Source organism: Asticcacaulis sp. P4_H10 (genome assembly GCF_056400965.1).
In genome coordinates, this window is record NZ_JBFUKH010000007.1 from 177,432 (window position 1) to 194,010 (window position 16,579).

At 63.3% G+C, this 16,579-nt stretch carries 11 protein-coding genes; 5 read left to right on the top strand and 6 right to left on the bottom strand.

What is annotated here, in order from left to right:
- Positions 1 to 29 precede the first annotated feature (29 nt).
- On the top strand, positions 30 to 821 hold the full coding sequence (locus AC1DON_RS14130) for a GntR family transcriptional regulator (protein WP_476935451.1): 792 nt from the start codon (positions 30 to 32) through the stop codon (positions 819 to 821).
- Positions 822 to 840: 19 nt separating this feature from the next.
- Here AC1DON_RS14130 and AC1DON_RS14135 read toward each other — a convergent pair whose 3' ends face one another.
- The 6 genes from AC1DON_RS14135 to AC1DON_RS14160 form a co-directional block, all read right to left on the bottom strand.
- Positions 841 to 3,033 carry a GH92 family glycosyl hydrolase gene (locus tag AC1DON_RS14135; RefSeq protein ID WP_476935452.1) on the bottom strand — a complete coding sequence of 731 codons (2,193 nt, stop codon included), beginning with the start codon at positions 3,031 to 3,033 and terminating at the stop codon, positions 841 to 843.
- Positions 3,030 to 5,294, bottom strand: a complete 2,265-nt coding sequence (locus AC1DON_RS14140; protein WP_476935453.1) for a GH92 family glycosyl hydrolase — start codon at positions 5,292 to 5,294, stop codon at positions 3,030 to 3,032. The genes AC1DON_RS14135 and AC1DON_RS14140 overlap by 4 nt, the downstream gene beginning before the upstream one ends.
- Before the next feature lie 3 nt (positions 5,295 to 5,297).
- Positions 5,298 to 6,278 carry an ABC transporter permease gene (locus tag AC1DON_RS14145; protein ID WP_476935454.1) on the bottom strand — a complete coding sequence of 327 codons (981 nt, stop codon included), beginning with the start codon at positions 6,276 to 6,278 and terminating at the stop codon, positions 5,298 to 5,300.
- Positions 6,279 to 6,294: 16 nt separating this feature from the next.
- Complete coding sequence (locus AC1DON_RS14150; RefSeq protein ID WP_476935455.1) at positions 6,295 to 7,812, bottom strand: sugar ABC transporter ATP-binding protein; 1,518 nt, start codon at positions 7,810 to 7,812, stop codon at positions 6,295 to 6,297.
- 26 nt (positions 7,813 to 7,838) lie between these two features.
- Positions 7,839 to 8,801, bottom strand: a complete 963-nt coding sequence (locus AC1DON_RS14155; protein ID WP_476935456.1) for a substrate-binding domain-containing protein — start codon at positions 8,799 to 8,801, stop codon at positions 7,839 to 7,841.
- A gap of 103 nt (positions 8,802 to 8,904) precedes the next feature.
- On the bottom strand, positions 8,905 to 10,401 hold the full coding sequence (locus tag AC1DON_RS14160) for a CoA-acylating methylmalonate-semialdehyde dehydrogenase (protein WP_476935457.1): 1,497 nt from the start codon (positions 10,399 to 10,401) through the stop codon (positions 8,905 to 8,907).
- A gap of 206 nt (positions 10,402 to 10,607) precedes the next feature.
- Between AC1DON_RS14160 and AC1DON_RS14165 the strand changes: the two genes are divergently transcribed.
- Genes AC1DON_RS14165 through AC1DON_RS14180 form a run of 4 tightly spaced genes read left to right on the top strand, consistent with a single transcriptional unit; the run spans position 10,608 to position 16,579 of the window.
- Positions 10,608 to 13,403 carry a glycosyl hydrolase 115 family protein gene (locus AC1DON_RS14165; protein ID WP_476935458.1) on the top strand — a complete coding sequence of 932 codons (2,796 nt, stop codon included), beginning with the start codon at positions 10,608 to 10,610 and terminating at the stop codon, positions 13,401 to 13,403.
- Positions 13,400 to 14,881 carry an alkaline phosphatase gene (locus AC1DON_RS14170; RefSeq protein WP_476935459.1) on the top strand — a complete coding sequence of 494 codons (1,482 nt, stop codon included), beginning with the start codon at positions 13,400 to 13,402 and terminating at the stop codon, positions 14,879 to 14,881. The genes AC1DON_RS14165 and AC1DON_RS14170 overlap by 4 nt, the downstream gene beginning before the upstream one ends.
- Positions 14,868 to 15,647 (top strand): FCD domain-containing protein, encoded by a 780-nt coding sequence (locus AC1DON_RS14175; RefSeq protein ID WP_476935460.1) that lies wholly within the window; start codon positions 14,868 to 14,870, stop codon positions 15,645 to 15,647. Before AC1DON_RS14170 ends, AC1DON_RS14175 begins: the two co-directional genes overlap by 14 nt.
- Positions 15,644 to 16,579 (top strand): family 43 glycosylhydrolase, encoded by a 936-nt coding sequence (locus AC1DON_RS14180; protein WP_476935461.1) that lies wholly within the window; start codon positions 15,644 to 15,646, stop codon positions 16,577 to 16,579. The genes AC1DON_RS14175 and AC1DON_RS14180 overlap by 4 nt, the downstream gene beginning before the upstream one ends.

The window sequence follows — 16,579 nt, forward strand, 5'->3', positions numbered from 1 at the left end:
ATCCAACAAAATACACGGCGGAAACCGACATGCCTGACATTGCGCCCGAAGAGTCTGTCAATCCAGCTCCGCCTGCCAAAGGGATGTCGCTTATGGATGCCCTTGGCTCGTACGATCGTGCGGGGCCCGGCCCGGCCTACATGACGCTCAAAAACGCCTTTCGCCAAGCCATTCGAAAAAAGCTTTTACCGCCCAGCGCAACGCTTCCACCAGAAAGAGAGCTGGTGGAAATGCTCAAATTGTCGCGGATGACCATTCGCAAGGCGATGGAAGGTTTGGTCGAAGAAGGGTTATTGTTGCGCCGCCGCGGATCAGGCACCTTCGTAGCGAACAGGGCTGAGAAGAACTTCTCCACGCTGACGTCGTTTACGGAAGACATGATATCGCGCGGTCGAAAGCCCCGATCGGAATGGCTTGAAAAAACCTGCGCAGTGGCTTCGACGGACGAGCTTCTGACGCTCGGCCTGTCACCCGGGACGCGCGTCTATCGCTTGTCGCGGCTCAGGTTCGCAGACGGCAAGGTCATTGCGCTGGAATACACCGTCGTACCGGCGGACTGCCTGCCGTCTCTCGAAGCCATTGGAAGTTCACTGTATCGCGCGCTTGAACAGGTCGGAAACCGGCCTGTCAGAGCTCTGCAAAGATTGCGCGCCGTGCTGTTCACGCCTGAGCAAGCCGAAAAATTGCAGGTCAGGCCCGGAGACGCCGGCCTGATGATCGAACGCCGGAGTTTTGCGGCAAACGGGCGTAGCTGCGAGCTTTCCAAATCGTGGTACCGCAGCGACGCCTACGACGTCACGGCGGAACTGAACGGCGCTTAGCAACAGTTCGTTCCGGCGCCTATGGCGCCACGATCCCCTGCCCCCATTTGCCGGGGGTCTTGCCCATAACCAGTTCCAGCTTGCCGCCATTGACGATATCGGACTGGCGCAGGAAGGCGGCCTTGAGCGGCTGGCCATTCAATTTGGCTGACTGGATATAGATGGCGTCCGGGCCGGCATTGCGCGCCGCGATCTCGAACGTCTTACCATTCTCAAGCCGGATGACAGTCTGCGGCTGGTGAGGGCCGTGCAGATAGAACAGGTCGCTGCCGAGCTTGGGGAAGAGGCCGATACGGTTGAAGACGTAGTGCGAACTCATGGCGCCGTTGTCTTCGTCGCCCGGATAGGCATTGGCCGTAAAGTCGCGGAAGATAGCCGAGGCCCAGTAGGCCGACAGGTCGGGCCGGCCAACATTATGGAACAGCCACGGTGTGGTGAAGGACGGCTCGTTGGTCATGTCGATCAGGCCCGCCTTCAGGGCGTGTTCCAGGCGTTCGCGGAAGCGGTCGGGGCCGCCCATGACCGCGATCATGCCGGGAATGTCGTGCAGCATGTCGTAGGAATAGACCCACGCCGTGCCTTCATAAAAGCCGACATTGTTATAGGTGACGCCATCCCAGCCAAGCTTGGGGTCGATGTCCTGGAAGCGGCCATCGGCATATTTTGGCAGGATGAAACCGCTGAAGCCATCGCTGGTCGCGTCGGCATTCCACACCTTGCGCCAGCTGTCGGAGCGCTTGAGCAGCAGCGCGGCCTTTTCGGTGTCGCCGGCCTTTTCGGCGATCTTTGCCGCGAAATAGTCATTGAGCGCAAAGCCGACCGTCGATGAGCCGGATTTGGCGCGCTGGTTGTTCGGCTCCGGGCTGCGGTCACCAACGGCGAAGTAGCCTTCGGTCAGATAGCGTGGGCGGCGGCGTTCAAAGGCGTTGAAATGGACGACCTTCCAGGCGGCGGTCCAGTCGATGCCCTCGACCCCGCGCAGCAGGCCTTCGCCGATGACGTTGTCGACCTCATCACCGCCTTGGCCGACATGGTAGTTGCGGCCGGCAATAATGGCTGTGTCGGCGGCGCCGAACTTGTCGAAGGTGTGGACGAAGGAGGCGACATTGGCCGCATATTCGCGCGGCTTGATCAGCGACATCAGCGGGAATTCGGTGCGGTATGTGTCCCACAGCGTATAGTAGTCATCCCAGTTGGGTGCCTGCAGCTCAGAATCGACCTGGTCGAGGCTGCGGTCGCGTGGCTGAATCGCCGTGTGATACAGCGCCGTGTAAAACCGGCGCTTGTCGGCTTCGGGCACGCCCGAAATCTCGATCCGGCTCAGCTCGGTGTTCCAGGCGTCACGGGCATGGCTGCGCACAGCGTCGAAGTTCCAGTCGGGCAGGTCGTGTTCCAGCAACTGCTGGGCGCGCTCCGCCCCGGCGAAGGACACGGCCACCTTCATCAATACCGGCTTATCGACCGATGCCGCAAATGACCACCAGGCACCGAGGCGCTCATCGGCGCCGCTCTTGCCTGAGATGGCGCCTTTCAGGACCTCACCGTTTTTGAACACGCCCCAGGCCGTGGGCTTGGTGTCGAGCTGCGCGACGAACCAGATATCGACCTTGGCCGGGTTCCAGTAGCCCTTGGCCTTGACGCGGCCAATGATGCGGCCCTCAGCCGGATAGAGGGTGACTTCGGCATTGTCGCTGGCCGTCACGCCCAGGATCTTGCGTGTGATGTCGAAGACAATACTGGCCTGATCGGTCGCCGGATAGGTGAAACGATATATGGCGGCGTAATGGGCCGGCGTGACCTCGGCGCGGATATTGTAGCGCGACAGGGTGACGCCGTAGAGGTCGGCCCCGGCCTGCTCATCGGCCTTGGGCGAGGTGTGCGCGGCCTCGTCGAACTGCGGCGCACCGACCTGGGGCGAAACCAGGAAGGTGCCATAGGTCGTCACCCCACCCGAGCCCTGCGTATGCAGTTGCGCAAAGCCGCTGATCTCGGCCTTGGGATCATAGCCGGCATTGCTGCCGGTCAGGGTCTGCGGGCTGGGGTGGATCGAACCGTGCGGCAGGGCTGTGCCCGGAACCGTATCGCCCTGATTGTCGTTGCCGACGCCGATCATCGGATCGACGTGGGCGTAGAGCGGCCTGGCGGTTTCAGCCAGGGCGGGGAGCGCCAGCAAGGCCACAAGAGTCGTCAGGGCAGCAAGCGCAGGTCTCATTTCCGGTCTCCGGTTTGGGTGGCCCAATTACGCGGCGCGTCGGCCATGTCGAGTTCAAGGACGCCGCCCGCAGCCAGTTCGGCGTGGGTCAGGACAGCACGGTCGATCGGACGGCCGTTCAGGCGGGCGCCAACGACATAGATGCGGGCATCAGACGTCTGCGGCGCAGAAATGGTGAAGGTCTTGCCGCCTTCCAGCCGGATGACGGACTGGCTGAATATGGGAGAGCCGATATAGTAGCGCGGCTGGCCGGCGATGGGATAAAGGCCGATCGCGCTCCAGACATACCAGGACGACATGGTCCCGGCGTCGTCATTGCCCGGCAGACCTGCGCGCGAGGTATTGTATTGCGCCTTCAGGATATGGCGGACGCGCTCGGCCGTGCGGTCGGGCCGCCCGGCGTCGATATAGAGGTAGGGCGCCAGGATATCGGGCTCATTGCCCTGGGCGTAATAACCGTCGTCGAACAGGCGGTCGAGCCACGCCACGAAAGCCTTCTGCCCGCCGGTAATGCCGATCAGGCCTGGCACATCCTGTGGGACATAGGTTGAATATTGCAGGCCGTTGCCTTCATAGAAGGGCGCCTCCCACCACGGGGTCGACTTGTCCGGATAGTCATAGGTGCAGGTGAAGTTTTCCAGGCCCCGCCCGTCGGGATAGCGCGGCCGGATGCAGCCGAGATCGGCATCCCACAGCTTCTTCCAGCCTTCTGAGCGCTTGAGATAGCGGGCGGCGATATCGCGTTTGCCGAGGGTCTGCGCCACCTGGGCGATGGCGAAGTCATCGTAGGCGTATTCAAGCGTGCGCGATGCCGACCGCGGCTGAGTCAGGGGAACAAAGCCGAGCTTGAGATAATCGCTAAGCACGCGGCCCTGATGGAAGGGCTGGTCGGACTCGACCTCGCCGTTCTTGAGGATGGCTTCGAAGGCCAGGTTGTGGTCGAAACCGCCGAGGTTCTTCACGACCGCATCGGCTATGACGACATCGCCATTTGAGCCGCCCTGGGTCATGCCGTTCGCTCCGGCGATTCGGGCGTCGGGCAGCCAGCCGGTGTGGCGGTAGGTGTCGATCAGCGACCGCACCATGTCACGCTGGCGCTGCGGCTGGATGACGGTCAGGAGCGGGTGAACCGTGCGGAAGGTATCCCACAGCGTATAGAAGTCTTCGTAGTGCGGCTCGGCCGATTGCCACCAGACGTTCTCGCCGGTGACGTCGTGCGGCATGGTGTGGGTACGGTAGAGACCAGTGTAGAAGATTCGCTGCTGGTCCGGCGTGCCGCCGCTGACCTCTATGCGTGACAAGGCGTCGCGCCACTGCGCTTCGGCGCCGGCCTGCGCCTTTTCGAAATCCCAGTCGGGCGCTTCGGCGCGCAGGTTGGCCTTCGCCTTCTCGACGCTGATAAAGGAGACACCCAGCCTGAGCTGGACCTTGCGGTCTTTGCTTAAGTCGAAACCGGCCCACACGCCTGTCCGGCGCGCGAACTCCATCTGCGTGTCGTAATCGATCATCAGCGCCGTCTTCGACGCCAGGGTCTTTGCCTGCGGCAGCCCATCGAGTGCGCCAGTCCCGGGATGGGTCTTAAGCGTGCCCTGCCCTGCCTGCCAGGCGCCAAAGTCGGAAGCCGGGCGGTCGGTCTCGGCATAGAAGTAGAGCTTATAGGGCGCCGGATTCCAGCCGCCTTCGAAACTGGCCCAGCCAGCGAAACTGTGGTTATCGATGACGTCGACATGGACGGCGGTCGCCCTTTGGCCTTCGCCGCGCAGAGCTATGATCGAGGTGACGTCGAGGATCAGATTGCCGCGTGCCTGGCCATCCGGGAAGGTGATGCGCGTCAGCCCCGTCAGGCGCGTCGCCGTCAGTTCGACGCGTATGGCCTCTGGCTTGCTGTCGCCGAGGGTGACGGCGTAATAGCCGGGCGAAGCCACCTCATCAGCCTTGGCGAAGACCATATTGTGCACGGCCAGGTCGCCGACCGTCGGCGTCAGCCGGAAATTGCCGTACTTGCTCTTGCCGCCCGTGCCGCTGACGTGGGTGAAGCTGAACCCCATGATCGCGCTGGCGGAATCGTAGCCATTTGTGTCGGAATTGGCCGTGTCCGGGCTGAGTGAAACGAACCCGAACGGCACGCCGGCGCCTGGCACCGTATTGCCGCCTGCATCGGCGCCAACGAACGGGTCAGCCATCTGCACAAGCGTCTGGGCATGACCAGCGCCGGGCAAGGTTAAGCTGACAGCCGCCAGAATTGCGAACAGCCGGCGCATGGCTCAGGCCCTCCCGCGGTGAGATTTGGCGTAGACGTCGAAGGCGACGGCAGCGACGATGATCAGGCCGATGACGACCTGCTGGAAGTAGGACGAGACGTGCATGATGACCAGGCCGTTCGACAGGACGCCGATCAGCAAGGCGCCGATCAGCGTACCCCGCATGCTGCCTGAACCGCCGGACAGGCTGGCGCCGCCGATGACGACCGACGCGATGACGCGCAGCTCGTAATTTATGCCCGCGACCGCTTCGGCCGAGCCCAGACGTGCAGACAGCAGGAAGCCCGAAAGACCGGCCAGCAGCCCTACCAGCACATATACGCTGACGATGATCGCCTTGACGTCGATGCCGGCCAGGCGCGCCGCCTCGGCATTACCGCCGACAGCGTAGACCTGGCGGCCATAGCGTGTGTAGCGCAGGGTGATATGGCCGATCAGGGCGACCAGCGCGAAGATCAGCACCGGCACTGGCACGCCCAGTATGTCGCCCGTGCCCCACCAGCGATAGCCGTCGTCAAAGCCGGAAATGGGACCGCCATCGTTCAGGATCAGGGTCGCGCCCCGCCAGATGGTCATGCCGCCCAGCGTGACGATAAAGGCCGGCACCTTGAGGAAGGTGACACACTTGCCCTGCACAAAGCCTGCGACGAGGCCGATGGCCGAGGCTGTAACCAATGCCGCCAGCCATTCCGGCACGACACCGCCCAGGTGCTGGACGACCCATGCGGCGGCGATGGCCGCAAAGGCCAGCAGCGAACCGACGGCCAGGTCGACGCCCGCTGTCAGGATGACAAAGGTCATGCCGACGGCGATGACACCATAGATCGACACCTCGGTGAGGATATTGATGGCGTTGCGCAGCGACAGGAAGCGGGGATTCCAGGCGGCAAAGACCGCGATCAGCAGCAGCAGGAACAGCGTGGTGCCCCAGGTGCGCAAAAAGGCGACCATGTCGAAGCCAGGCCGGTCGGTGGAAGTGGTCATGCTATCTCTTTCGAATTCATGCTGCGCGCCCCGTCGCCATAAGGCCCATCAGGGTTTCTTCGTCGGCGGCAAAGCCATCGATCGTGCCGGCGATACGGCCTTCGCGGAAGACAATGATGCGGTCGCTGACCGCCATTACTTCTGGCAGTTCCGACGAGACGACGATGACAGCAATGCCCGCCGATGCCATGTCGAACAGGACCTGATGGACATCAGCCTTGGCGCCGACATCGACGCCACGCGTCGGCTCATCGACGATCAGCACCTTTGGCGACAAGGCCATGCAACGGGCCAGCAGCACCTTTTGCTGGTTGCCGCCCGACAGGGTGGAAATGGCGACGCCGTCATTGGCCATCTTGATATTCAGCCTGGCGCGAAAGTCTTCGACCAGGCGCTGCTCGGCCGCTTCGTCGACGAATATGCCCCAGCGTGACAGGCGCTTCAGGCTGGGCAGGGACAGGTTGTGACGGATGGAATGGGTAAGAAAACAGCCCTGCTGCTTGCGGTCTTCCGGCACCAGGGCAATCCCCGCCTTCAGCGCGTCGCACGGGCCGTCGAGATTCAGGCGCTTGCCGTCCAGTGTCACGGTCCCGCTGTCCATGGCGTCAGCCCCGAACAGGACGCGGACCAGATCGGTGCGGCCCGCGCCGACCAGCCCCGCCAGACCGACGATCTCGCCGGAGCGAACCTCGAAGCTGACATCGTGCAGCGATGTGCCGCGCGCCTCGTGACGGCCACGCTTGCGGCTGACGCCCTCGACCTTCAGCACGACCTCGCCCGCGCTGCCGTGGGGCGGCCGCTTCAGGAATTCGACATCGCGGCCGACCATCAGCCTTACCATGCCGTCAATCTCGATATCCGCGACCCGGCCGGTTGCGACGAATTTGCCGTCGCGCAGCACAGTATAGCCGTCGCAGATCGTCTTCACCTCTTTCAGGCGATGCGTGACATAGATGACGGCGACGCCCCGGCTCTTCAGTTCGGCGATGATGCGATGCAGGATGTCGACCTCGCGCGGACTCAAGGCCGCCGTCGGCTCGTCCATGACGATCAGCCGGGCCTGTAGCGTCATGGCGCGGGCGATTTCGACCATCTGCTGGTCGGCGACATTGAGCCGGCTGACCTCAAGGTCCGGGTCGAGATCGAGCCCCAGCCCCTGAAGCACGCCTTCGGCGTCGCGGCGCATGCGGGCATGATCGATAAGGCCCAGACGCAGTGGCTCGCGGCCGAGATAGAGGTTTTCCGCCACGGTCAGGAAGGGCTGGAGGTTGAACTCCTGATAGATGGTGACGATGCCGGCACGCTGGCGCTGGACCGGCGTGTCCGACGGCGAAAGCTTGACTCCATCGAAGGTCAGGCTGCCGGAATCGGCAGCCTGCGCCCCGGCCAGGGTCTTGAGCAGGGTCGATTTGCCGGCGCCGTTCTCGCCCAGCAGGGCGTGGACCTCACCGGCGCCAACGTTCAGTTGCGCGCCATCGAGCGCCACGACGCCAGGAAAGCGTTTGGTGATACCGGTGATTTCCAGCAAGGCCATGGCCCGCGCCCTCCCCTTGACCGGTTTTACTTAACCTCTGAAATACGCGAGGCCTGGTTCAGGTTGTCACGGGTGATCAGTATGGGTGTCAGGCTCTTGGAGGCTATGGGCGCCTTGGTCTTGAGGTGGTCGACGGCGGCGCGCAGGGCGGTACGGACCTGTTCCCCCGGATTTTGCTCGACCGTCGCGGCCATTTCACCGGCGCGGATGCGGCCCAGGGCTTCCGGGATGGCATCGAAGCCCAGGACGGCGATGTGTTTCGACGTCAGGCCGGCGCCGCGAATGGCCTCCAGTGCCCCCATGGCCATGTCGTCGTTCAAGCACAGAATGGCGTCGGGAAGGTTGGCCCCCATCGAGGTCAGGATGTTCTGGGTGACGCTGAGCGCCTGGTCACGCTTGGAATTGGCGGTCTGTTCGGCCACGATCTTGTAGGCCGCGCCGCCTGCGCTCAGCCCTTCGTGTACGCCCTTGACGCGCTCGATCGACGACGAGCTGCCCGGGTCATTGGTGATCACTACGACCTTTGCGCCCTTGGGGTAGGTCTTGACGACCCAGTCGGCCATGGCGCGACCGCCTGCCACATTGTCCGCGCCGAAGTGGGGCACGGCGTGCTTGCCGCCGGTAATGGTCCGGTCGACCGACAGAACGGTGATGCCCTCATCGGCCAAAGCGTCGGTGCTTGAGGCCAGCGCGCGGGAATCGGTCGGGGCAATGATGACGGCGCTGATGCCCTGGATGCGCGCCGCTTCAAGGTCGGCGACCTGCTTGGAGGAATTGTTCTGGCCGTCCAGCACCTGGACCTTGACGCCCAGCTTTTTGGCTTCGTCTTCCAGGTCGCGGCGCATGGCGACAAAGAAGGGTTGCGACAGGTCACTGAAGCTGACGACGATATCGCCGGACCCCGTTGCCTCGCCTTTCGAGCAGGCAGTCAGGGTTTGAAGGCCGAACAGGGCGGTGACAGCGAGCATGTGGCGGCGGCTGATGGGCATGGTGTTCTTCCTGTGGAATATGGCCGATTGGTCGACCATTTTTTATATTTGTTATAAATGGAATATTTATTCCAGGTCAACGCAAATTGTCCGACCAATTCACCTATGCCATGGTCGGGATAACGAAACTCGAATCCGCCACGCTGCCGCTGCGCGGCCAGCGCTGGGTGACCGTCTTGACGTGGGTATAGAAACGCACGCCGTCCATACCATACTGGTTGAGGTCGCCGAAGCCTGAGCGTTTCCAGCCGCCGAAGCTGTGATAGGCAACCGGCACGGGGATAGGGACATTGATCCCGATCATGCCGACCTCGACCCGGTCGGCGAAGTCGCGCGCGTGGTCGCCGTTACGGGTGAAGATGGCGACGCCGTTGCCATAGGGGTGCGCGCTTGGCAGCTTGAGGGCCTCTTCGAAACTGTCGGCGCGGACCATCTGCAGGACGGGACCGAAGATTTCGTCGCGATAGGTCTGCATCTGCGACGTCACCCGGTCGAACAGGGTGGGCGCCAGGAAGAAGCCGTCCTCGTAGCCCTGGAGCCGGAAGCCACGGCCGTCGCGGACCAGTTCGGCGCCTTCGTCTACGCCCATCTGGATATAGGATTCGATGCGTGCCTTGTGTGCGGCGGACACGACCGGACCGTAATGGGCGTCCGGATCCGTCGAGATGCCGACTTTCAACCCCTCGACCGCATCGAGCAGGCGCTCGCGCAAGGCGTCAGCTGTCTGCGCCCCGACCGGCACGACGACCGGCAGCGCCATGCAGCGTTCGCCCGCCGAGCCATAGGCCGCGCCCATGATGTCCGCGACCGTCTGGTCGAGGTCGGCGTCGGGCAAAACGATGCCATGGTTCTTGGCCCCGCCCATGCACTGCATGCGCTTGCCGTTGGCCGAACCGCGGCCGTAGACATATTGCGCGATATCCGATGAACCGACAAAGCTTATGGCCTTGATGTCTGTATGGTCCAGCAGGGCATCGACGACAGTCTTGTCGCCCTGGATGACATTGAGAATATCGTTGGGCAAGCCCGCTTCGATCAGCAACTCGGCCAAACGCAGCGGCACCGATGGGTCGCGCTCGGACGGCTTCAGGATAAAGGCATTGCCGCAGGCCAGCGCCGGTGCGAACATCCACATCGGGATCATGGCCGGGAAGTTGAACGGCGTGATACCGGCGACGACACCCAGGGCCTGGCGCATCGAATAGACGTCGATGCCCGGCCCCGCCCCTTGCGTATATTCGCCCTTGAGCAGATGCGGGATGCCGCAGGCAAATTCCACCACCTCCAGACCGCGCTGAATGTCGCCCTTCGCATCGGCTATGACCTTGCCGTGTTCACTGGACAGCATGTGCGCCAAGGCGTCCATGTCGCGTTCCAGAAGCCGCTTGAATTCGAACATGACCCGGGCGCGACGCTGGGGGTTCACGGCCGCCCACGCCGGCTGCGCTGCCTGCGCCGCCGCAACCACCTGGTTCACCAGGGCGCTGTCGCCCAGTTCGACCGAGGCCTGGACCTGGCCGGTGTTCGGATCGAAAACATCGGACAGCCGCCCGCCGGCAGACTGCTGCCGGCCGTTAAAAAAGTGTCCGATGTGACGCATGGAGAGCAACCTTCGACTGGACCGGCCCTGACCGGTACGCTATTTTGAGAATGAATATTTCATAAGATTGAGTTTTGCAATATTCGTTTTATATTGCGTCAAATTGCCGGGCACAGCTGACTCGCCTTTTATGCAGGCGGCCAGGTTCCAAGGGCCTGACAAGGACCGCAGCATGACGGCCAGAACATGACAGGGATACTACGCCGATGACACGATTTTCCGCAATAGCCCTGGCTGGGGCAATCGGCGCCGGACTGCTGCCTTTGGCCCAGGCCTCGGCCGGTGAGGTCGTCCTGTATGACGGCGCGCGCGTGGCAAGTGTGATTCATGACGGTCCGGGCAAAAGCCGTACGCTGCGCCTGGCGGCGAACCTGCTGGCAAAAGACCTGTCGAGCCTCACGGGCCAGGCGGCCAAGGTATCGGGCAAGGTGCGCGACTGCGCCGGGACCTGTGTGGTTGTCGGCCTTTACGACAGCCCGGAGATCCGCCGTCTGGCCCGTCTGGCGGGCGAGGACCTGTCCGGCCTGAAAGGGCAATGGGAGGTCTATCGGCGCTTTACGGTCCGCAAGGAGTCACAGAGCTATGTCGTCATCGCCGGTTCCGACCAGCGCGGTGCGGTCTATGGCACGGTGGACCTATCGCGATCCTTAGGCGTATCGCCGTGGGAATGGTGGGCCGACGTCACGCCGCGCCATCACGACCGGCTGGCGATCGATGACGCCGTCCTGACCTCGAAAACGCCGTCGGTGCAATACCGCGGCATGTTCCTCAACGACGAGGACTGGGGGTTGGTGCCGTGGGCGGCCAAGACCTTTGATCCGAAGACCGGCAATATTGGCCCGAAGACCTATGAGAAGGTGTTCGAGCTGATGTGGCGCCTCAAGGCCAATACGGTCTGGCCGGCCATGCACTCGATCTCGACGCCGTTCTATGGCGACAAGGGCAATCCGCCCCTGGCCGAAGACTATGCCGTCGTGGTCGGCACATCACACGCCGAACCGATGATGCGCAACAATCTGCGCGAATGGGACGAGCACGCGCGCGGCCCGTTCGACTTTACGAAGAACCGTCCGGCCATTCTCGACTACTGGCGTCAGCGCGCCCAGGAAGGCAAGGGGTTCGAAAACATCTATACAGTCGGCTTGCGCGGCCTTCATGACGGCCCGATGCAGGGCGCCAATACCATGGCCGAGCGCCAGGCCATCCTGCAGAACGTCATCGGCCTGCAACGCGACATCCTGAGCCAGGTCTATAAGCGTCCGGCCAAGGCCATTCCCCAGGTCTACGTTGCCTACCACGAACTGCAGGAAGCCTACGACGCCGGCCTGCATATCCCCGAAGACGTCACCCTGATGTGGGCAGACGACAATTACGGCTATATCCGCCGCTTCAGCGGCCCACAGGAAACGCAGCGGTCCGGCGGTTCAGGCGTCTATTACCACCTGTCTTACTGGGGCCGGCCGCACGACTACCTGTGGCAAGGCACCACCCACCCCTATCTGATCCATGAGCAGATGGGGCGCGCCTGGGACATGCAGGCGCGGCGGATGTGGATCGCCAATGTCGGCGACATCAAGCCGATCGAGTTCCTGACCCAGTATTTCCTCGACCTGGCTTTTGACAACGGAACGTTCAAACAAAGCCCGCGCGACTACCTGACCGGTTTCATGGCCGAGCCGTTCGGTGCGGACAATGCACCGGAAATCGCCGACATCATGATGGGTTATTACAACCTGGCCTTCGCACGCAAACCCGAATTCATGGGCTTCGGCCAGACAGAATGGGTTGGCCAGAACCGCCACAGCGACTTCACGCGCGGCGACGGCGAAGAAGCCCAGACGCGCCTCAAGGCCTATGCCGACCTGACGAAACGGGCCGAGGCCATGGCCGCCCGGATCCCTGCCGATCGCCGCGACGCCTATTTTGAAATGGTCCTCTATCCGGTGCGCACGGTCGGTGCGTTGAACGAACGCGTCCTCAAGCTGGACCTGGCTGACCTCTATGCCGGCCAGGGCCGCGCCAGCGCCAACCGTTATGCCGCCGAGGCAAAAGACGCCCACGCCGTGATCGTCCGCGACACGGAAACCTATAACAGCCTGAATGGCGGCAAATGGCGCGGGATGATGGACATGGCGCCACGTCGTCTGCCGGTCTTCGACGAGCCCAACTGGCCGCAGTGGTCCGCGTCGGTCAAGACGGGCTGTGACCTGGCCGTCACCGGGCAATGGTACAACGATAACAACACCCTGCCCTTCGTGGCAGGCCGGCCGCAAACCCGCCCGGTCACCGTCTTCGGTCACCGCGAACAGGTGCTGAAATGGGCCGCTGGCGCTGGCGCAGACGGCTTTAACCTATCCGCCACGTCTGGCGATCTCAATGCAGCCAATGCCTATGAACAGCGCCTGACCCTGCACTATGACGGATCGACGCCGCCGGGCGATCATACGCTGGGCATCACGTGCGGCGAGGCAACCCTGCCGCTGTTTGTCCGCGTCCTGCCGGCCCTGCCCAAAGGCGCGGCTGAGGACAACCGTGTCGTCACCCTGCGTGCAACGGAGGGACAGGCTGGCGCTGACTGGCAGGCGATCGACGGTTTGGGGAGTCTCGGCAGCGTGCTGCGCGCCCGGCTGGACCTGCCGCAAGGCACAACGGGAACACCGGTCACCTACGACTTTGCCACCTCGACCGAGGTCGGGGGCGAACTGAAAATCATCGCCCTGCCGACCCATCCGGTCGATCCGTCCCGAGGCCTGCGTATCGCCGTGCAACTCGATGGCGGAGAGGCGCAGACGCTCGACCTGGCAACGCTCGGCCGCAGCGACGTTTGGAAGGGCAATGTCCTGACCAACACCGCTGTGGGCGCCATCCGGCTGAAATTGCTGACAAAGGGCAGTCATAGCATCCGGCTCTATCCGCTTGACCCCGGCGTCACGATCGATCGCATCGAGGTCGACCTCGACCGCGCGCCCTATCACTACGGCCCTGTGGTGGCACAGCCATGAAAGTCGCCATCCTCGCGCTCCTCCTGCTGGCGCCTGCCGCTGCCGTGGCAGCCGACAGCGCAACGAATCCGCAGTTCCAGGCCGCCCGCGCGGCGCTGGCCCAAAAGCTGGACCAGCCGCCGCCGGGTCACCGGGCGCGCAATGTCATTCTGTTCATCGGGGATGGCATGGGCATAAACAGCGTCACCGCTGGACGGATTCTGGCTGGTCAGAACCGGGGACTGGATGGCGCCAGCTACCAACTGTCGTTTGAGACCCTGCCCTATACAGGACTGTCCAAGACCTATTCCGCCGACAAGCTGGTCACCGATTCCTCCAATGGCATCTCAGCCATCATGACCGGGATCAAGACGATCAATGCCGCCACCGGCGTCGACGAAACCGTCATCGGCAAGGATTGCCCGAGCGCGCTCAAGGCGCGCATCCCGACCCTGGCCGAACGGGCGGCGCAGGCGGGACTGGCCACCGGCGTGGTGACCACATCGGGCATTACCGATGCGACACCCGCAGGCGCTTATGGCCACACCGCCTTTCGCGGCTGGCGCGCCGATGTCGACCTGCCGCCAGAAGCGGTCGCCGCCGGCTGCGTCGATTTGGCACGTCAGTTGGTCGAAGCGCCCGAAGGCATCCGTCTGGATGTCGCGTTCGGCGGCGATCTCAGCGCCTTTCTGCCGGCCGGTACCGGCGATGGCCGCCGCAAGGATGGCCGCGACCTGACCGCCACCTGGCTAGGCTACCCGCAGGCGCGGCTGGTGCAGGACGCCAAAGGGCTGGCGGCGCTGGACACCCGGGTACCCGGACCAGTGCTGGGCCTGTTCGCCGCTGGCGACCTGCCGTCCTCAGCCGACCGGCCGGACACGGTTCCCAGCCTTTCCGCCATGACGGCCGGAGCCATAGACCTTCTGTCTCAGGACAAGGACGGCTACGTCCTGCTGGTCGAATCCGCTGCTATCGACAAGTGGCACCATCAGAACAACGCCTACCGCGCCCTGCGCGAGGTCGATGAGCTGAGCAAGGCCGTCCAGACCGCCATGGCGCGGACCGACGCGCGCGATACCCTGATCATCGTCACGGCCGATCACAGTCATGGATTGGTACTGACCGCCGGGTCCAGCCGCGAGGAACCGATACTGGGACTGGCCCGCCAGCACGGCGAAAACTTGCCGGACGGTAATGGCCGGCCGCGCACCACCCTGTCCTACGCCACCGGCCCGTCAGGTCCAAAAGCCGGAGACACCACACCGATCCCCGATCAGGCAACCGCCCTCACTCCGGACTATCGCCAGCCGGCCCTGGTGTACATGACCAGCGCCCAGCACGCCGGCGAGGACGTGCCGGTCTATGCCCGGGGGCCTGAGGCCGATCTTCTGACCGGCACGTTTGAGTCGAACTACATCTACCAGGTCATGGCTCACGCCCTCGATCTCGACGCCCGCCTGAAACGCCGCAGCCGGGAGGCCGGCGATGGACGGAGATAATGTCCGGGCTGGGCATAAGGAACGCCGGGCCTATCACTATGTCGGCCAGGATTTGATCCGCCGCATCCGCACGGGCGAATTCGCCCATTCCGGCCGGCTGCCGCCCGAACGCGACCTGGCCCAGTGGTACGAGGTTGGGCGCACCGTCATCCGTGACGCACTGGTGATGCTTGAGGTCAAGGACCTGGTCGAGCCGCGCCAGGGTTCGGGTATCTACATTACCAAGCGCGCCTATGAGGCGACTGTGCCTGATGACCTGCGCGCCGAGATTCCCGCGCTTTGGGAAGCCCTGCCGCCGGCGGGGCCGTTTGAGCTCCTGCAGGCTCGGCAATGGCTGGAAAGCCACATTGCCCGCCTGGCGGCGGTCAACGCGACTGCGGAAGACATGGAAATCATCGAACGCGCCAGCGACAACCACAGCCGGGCCAGCTATGGCGAGCCCAAGGAAAACTATGATATCCAGTTCCATATGGCGATCGCTCATGCCACCCAGAACAGCGAGCTGTCGCTTCTGGTCAGCCAGCTCTGGCACCGGCGCGACGACAATCCCTTGTGGCGCAGCCTGCATGGCCACATCAAGGATACCCATTACCGCGACCGCTGGACCCACGACCACGACCTGATCGTCGAAGCCCTGCGCCGGCGCGACGGTGATGCCGCCTTTGCTGCGATGTGGAATCACATTGAAAATGTGAAATCCTTCCTGCTCTCCTCCAATGCCCTGGACGAGGCCGTCCCTGCCACCAAGAGAAAGACCCGCATATGACGCTACAGTCCCTCACCTGCCTGGCTGCGCTGATGCTGGCCGTTCCGGCGGCCGCCGCCGAGCCGATTTCCCAGCGCTTCAATGCCGACCCGTCGCCGCACGTCTTCGCCGGCAGCGTCTATGTCTATGCCACGAACGACCAGGACAATTCAGGCAAATACTGGGATTCGACCGACTGGCGGCTGTTCCGGTCAAAGGACCTCAAGACCTGGACCGACGAAGGCTCTTTCCTGTCGGTTTCGGTGTTCAAATGGGCCCGGCCTGACGCCAAGGCCTGGGCGCCCGAGGCGGCGCAACGCAACGGCAAGTACTATTTCTACGCACCCGTCGGCGGCGACAAGATCGGCGTCGCGATCAGCGACCGGCCAGACGGTCCGTTCGTCGACGCGCGCAGTGACGCCCTGATCGACAAGGCGCGTGACGCTAATGCGGGCGCCGAGCCGATCGATCCGGCGGTGCTGATCGATGATGACGGCCAAGCCTATCTTCTGTTCGGGACGCGTATCCCGAAGATCGTCAAGTTGAAGGCCAACATGATCGAAACCGACGGTCCGATCCTCGATATCAAGGTCGAGAATTTTCCCGCCGGCGACCCCAAGAAAAAGTATGGCGAAGCGCCCTATCTGAACAAGCGCAAGGGGCTTTACTACTTCACCTTTTCGACTGGCTGGCCCGGCCAGATCGTCTACGCCACGGCAAAAAAGCCGCTTGGGCCGTACACCTACCGCGGCGTCGTCCTCGACTATCTGGACATCAGCACCAATCACCAGGCCATCATCGACTTCAAGGGCAAGTCATGGCTGTTCTATCACGACAAACTGCTGGACGGCGGCGGCAGCTATAAGCGCTCCATCACCTACGCGCCCCTGCAGTTCGAAAAGGATGGCGGCATCCGGCAGGTCGAGCTCAGTCCCCGGCCCAAGCCTGATTAG

Bases quoted from the DNA above. Each gene is read 5' to 3' on its own strand.
- AC1DON_RS14130 (WP_476935451.1), top strand. From the start codon at position 30: ATGCCTGACATTGCGCCCGAAGAGTCTGTCAATCCAGCTCCGCCTGCC.
- AC1DON_RS14135 (WP_476935452.1), bottom strand. From the start codon at position 3,033: ATGAGACCTGCGCTTGCTGCCCTGACGACTCTTGTGGCCTTGCTGGCG.
- AC1DON_RS14140 (WP_476935453.1), bottom strand. From the start codon at position 5,294: ATGCGCCGGCTGTTCGCAATTCTGGCGGCTGTCAGCTTAACCTTGCCC.
- AC1DON_RS14145 (WP_476935454.1), bottom strand. From the start codon at position 6,278: ATGACCACTTCCACCGACCGGCCTGGCTTCGACATGGTCGCCTTTTTG.
- AC1DON_RS14150 (WP_476935455.1), bottom strand. From the start codon at position 7,812: ATGGCCTTGCTGGAAATCACCGGTATCACCAAACGCTTTCCTGGCGTC.
- AC1DON_RS14155 (WP_476935456.1), bottom strand. From the start codon at position 8,801: ATGCCCATCAGCCGCCGCCACATGCTCGCTGTCACCGCCCTGTTCGGC.
- AC1DON_RS14160 (WP_476935457.1), bottom strand. From the start codon at position 10,401: ATGCGTCACATCGGACACTTTTTTAACGGCCGGCAGCAGTCTGCCGGC.
- AC1DON_RS14165 (WP_476935458.1), top strand. From the start codon at position 10,608: ATGACACGATTTTCCGCAATAGCCCTGGCTGGGGCAATCGGCGCCGGA.
- AC1DON_RS14170 (WP_476935459.1), top strand. From the start codon at position 13,400: ATGAAAGTCGCCATCCTCGCGCTCCTCCTGCTGGCGCCTGCCGCTGCC.
- AC1DON_RS14175 (WP_476935460.1), top strand. From the start codon at position 14,868: ATGGACGGAGATAATGTCCGGGCTGGGCATAAGGAACGCCGGGCCTAT.
- AC1DON_RS14180 (WP_476935461.1), top strand. From the start codon at position 15,644: ATGACGCTACAGTCCCTCACCTGCCTGGCTGCGCTGATGCTGGCCGTT.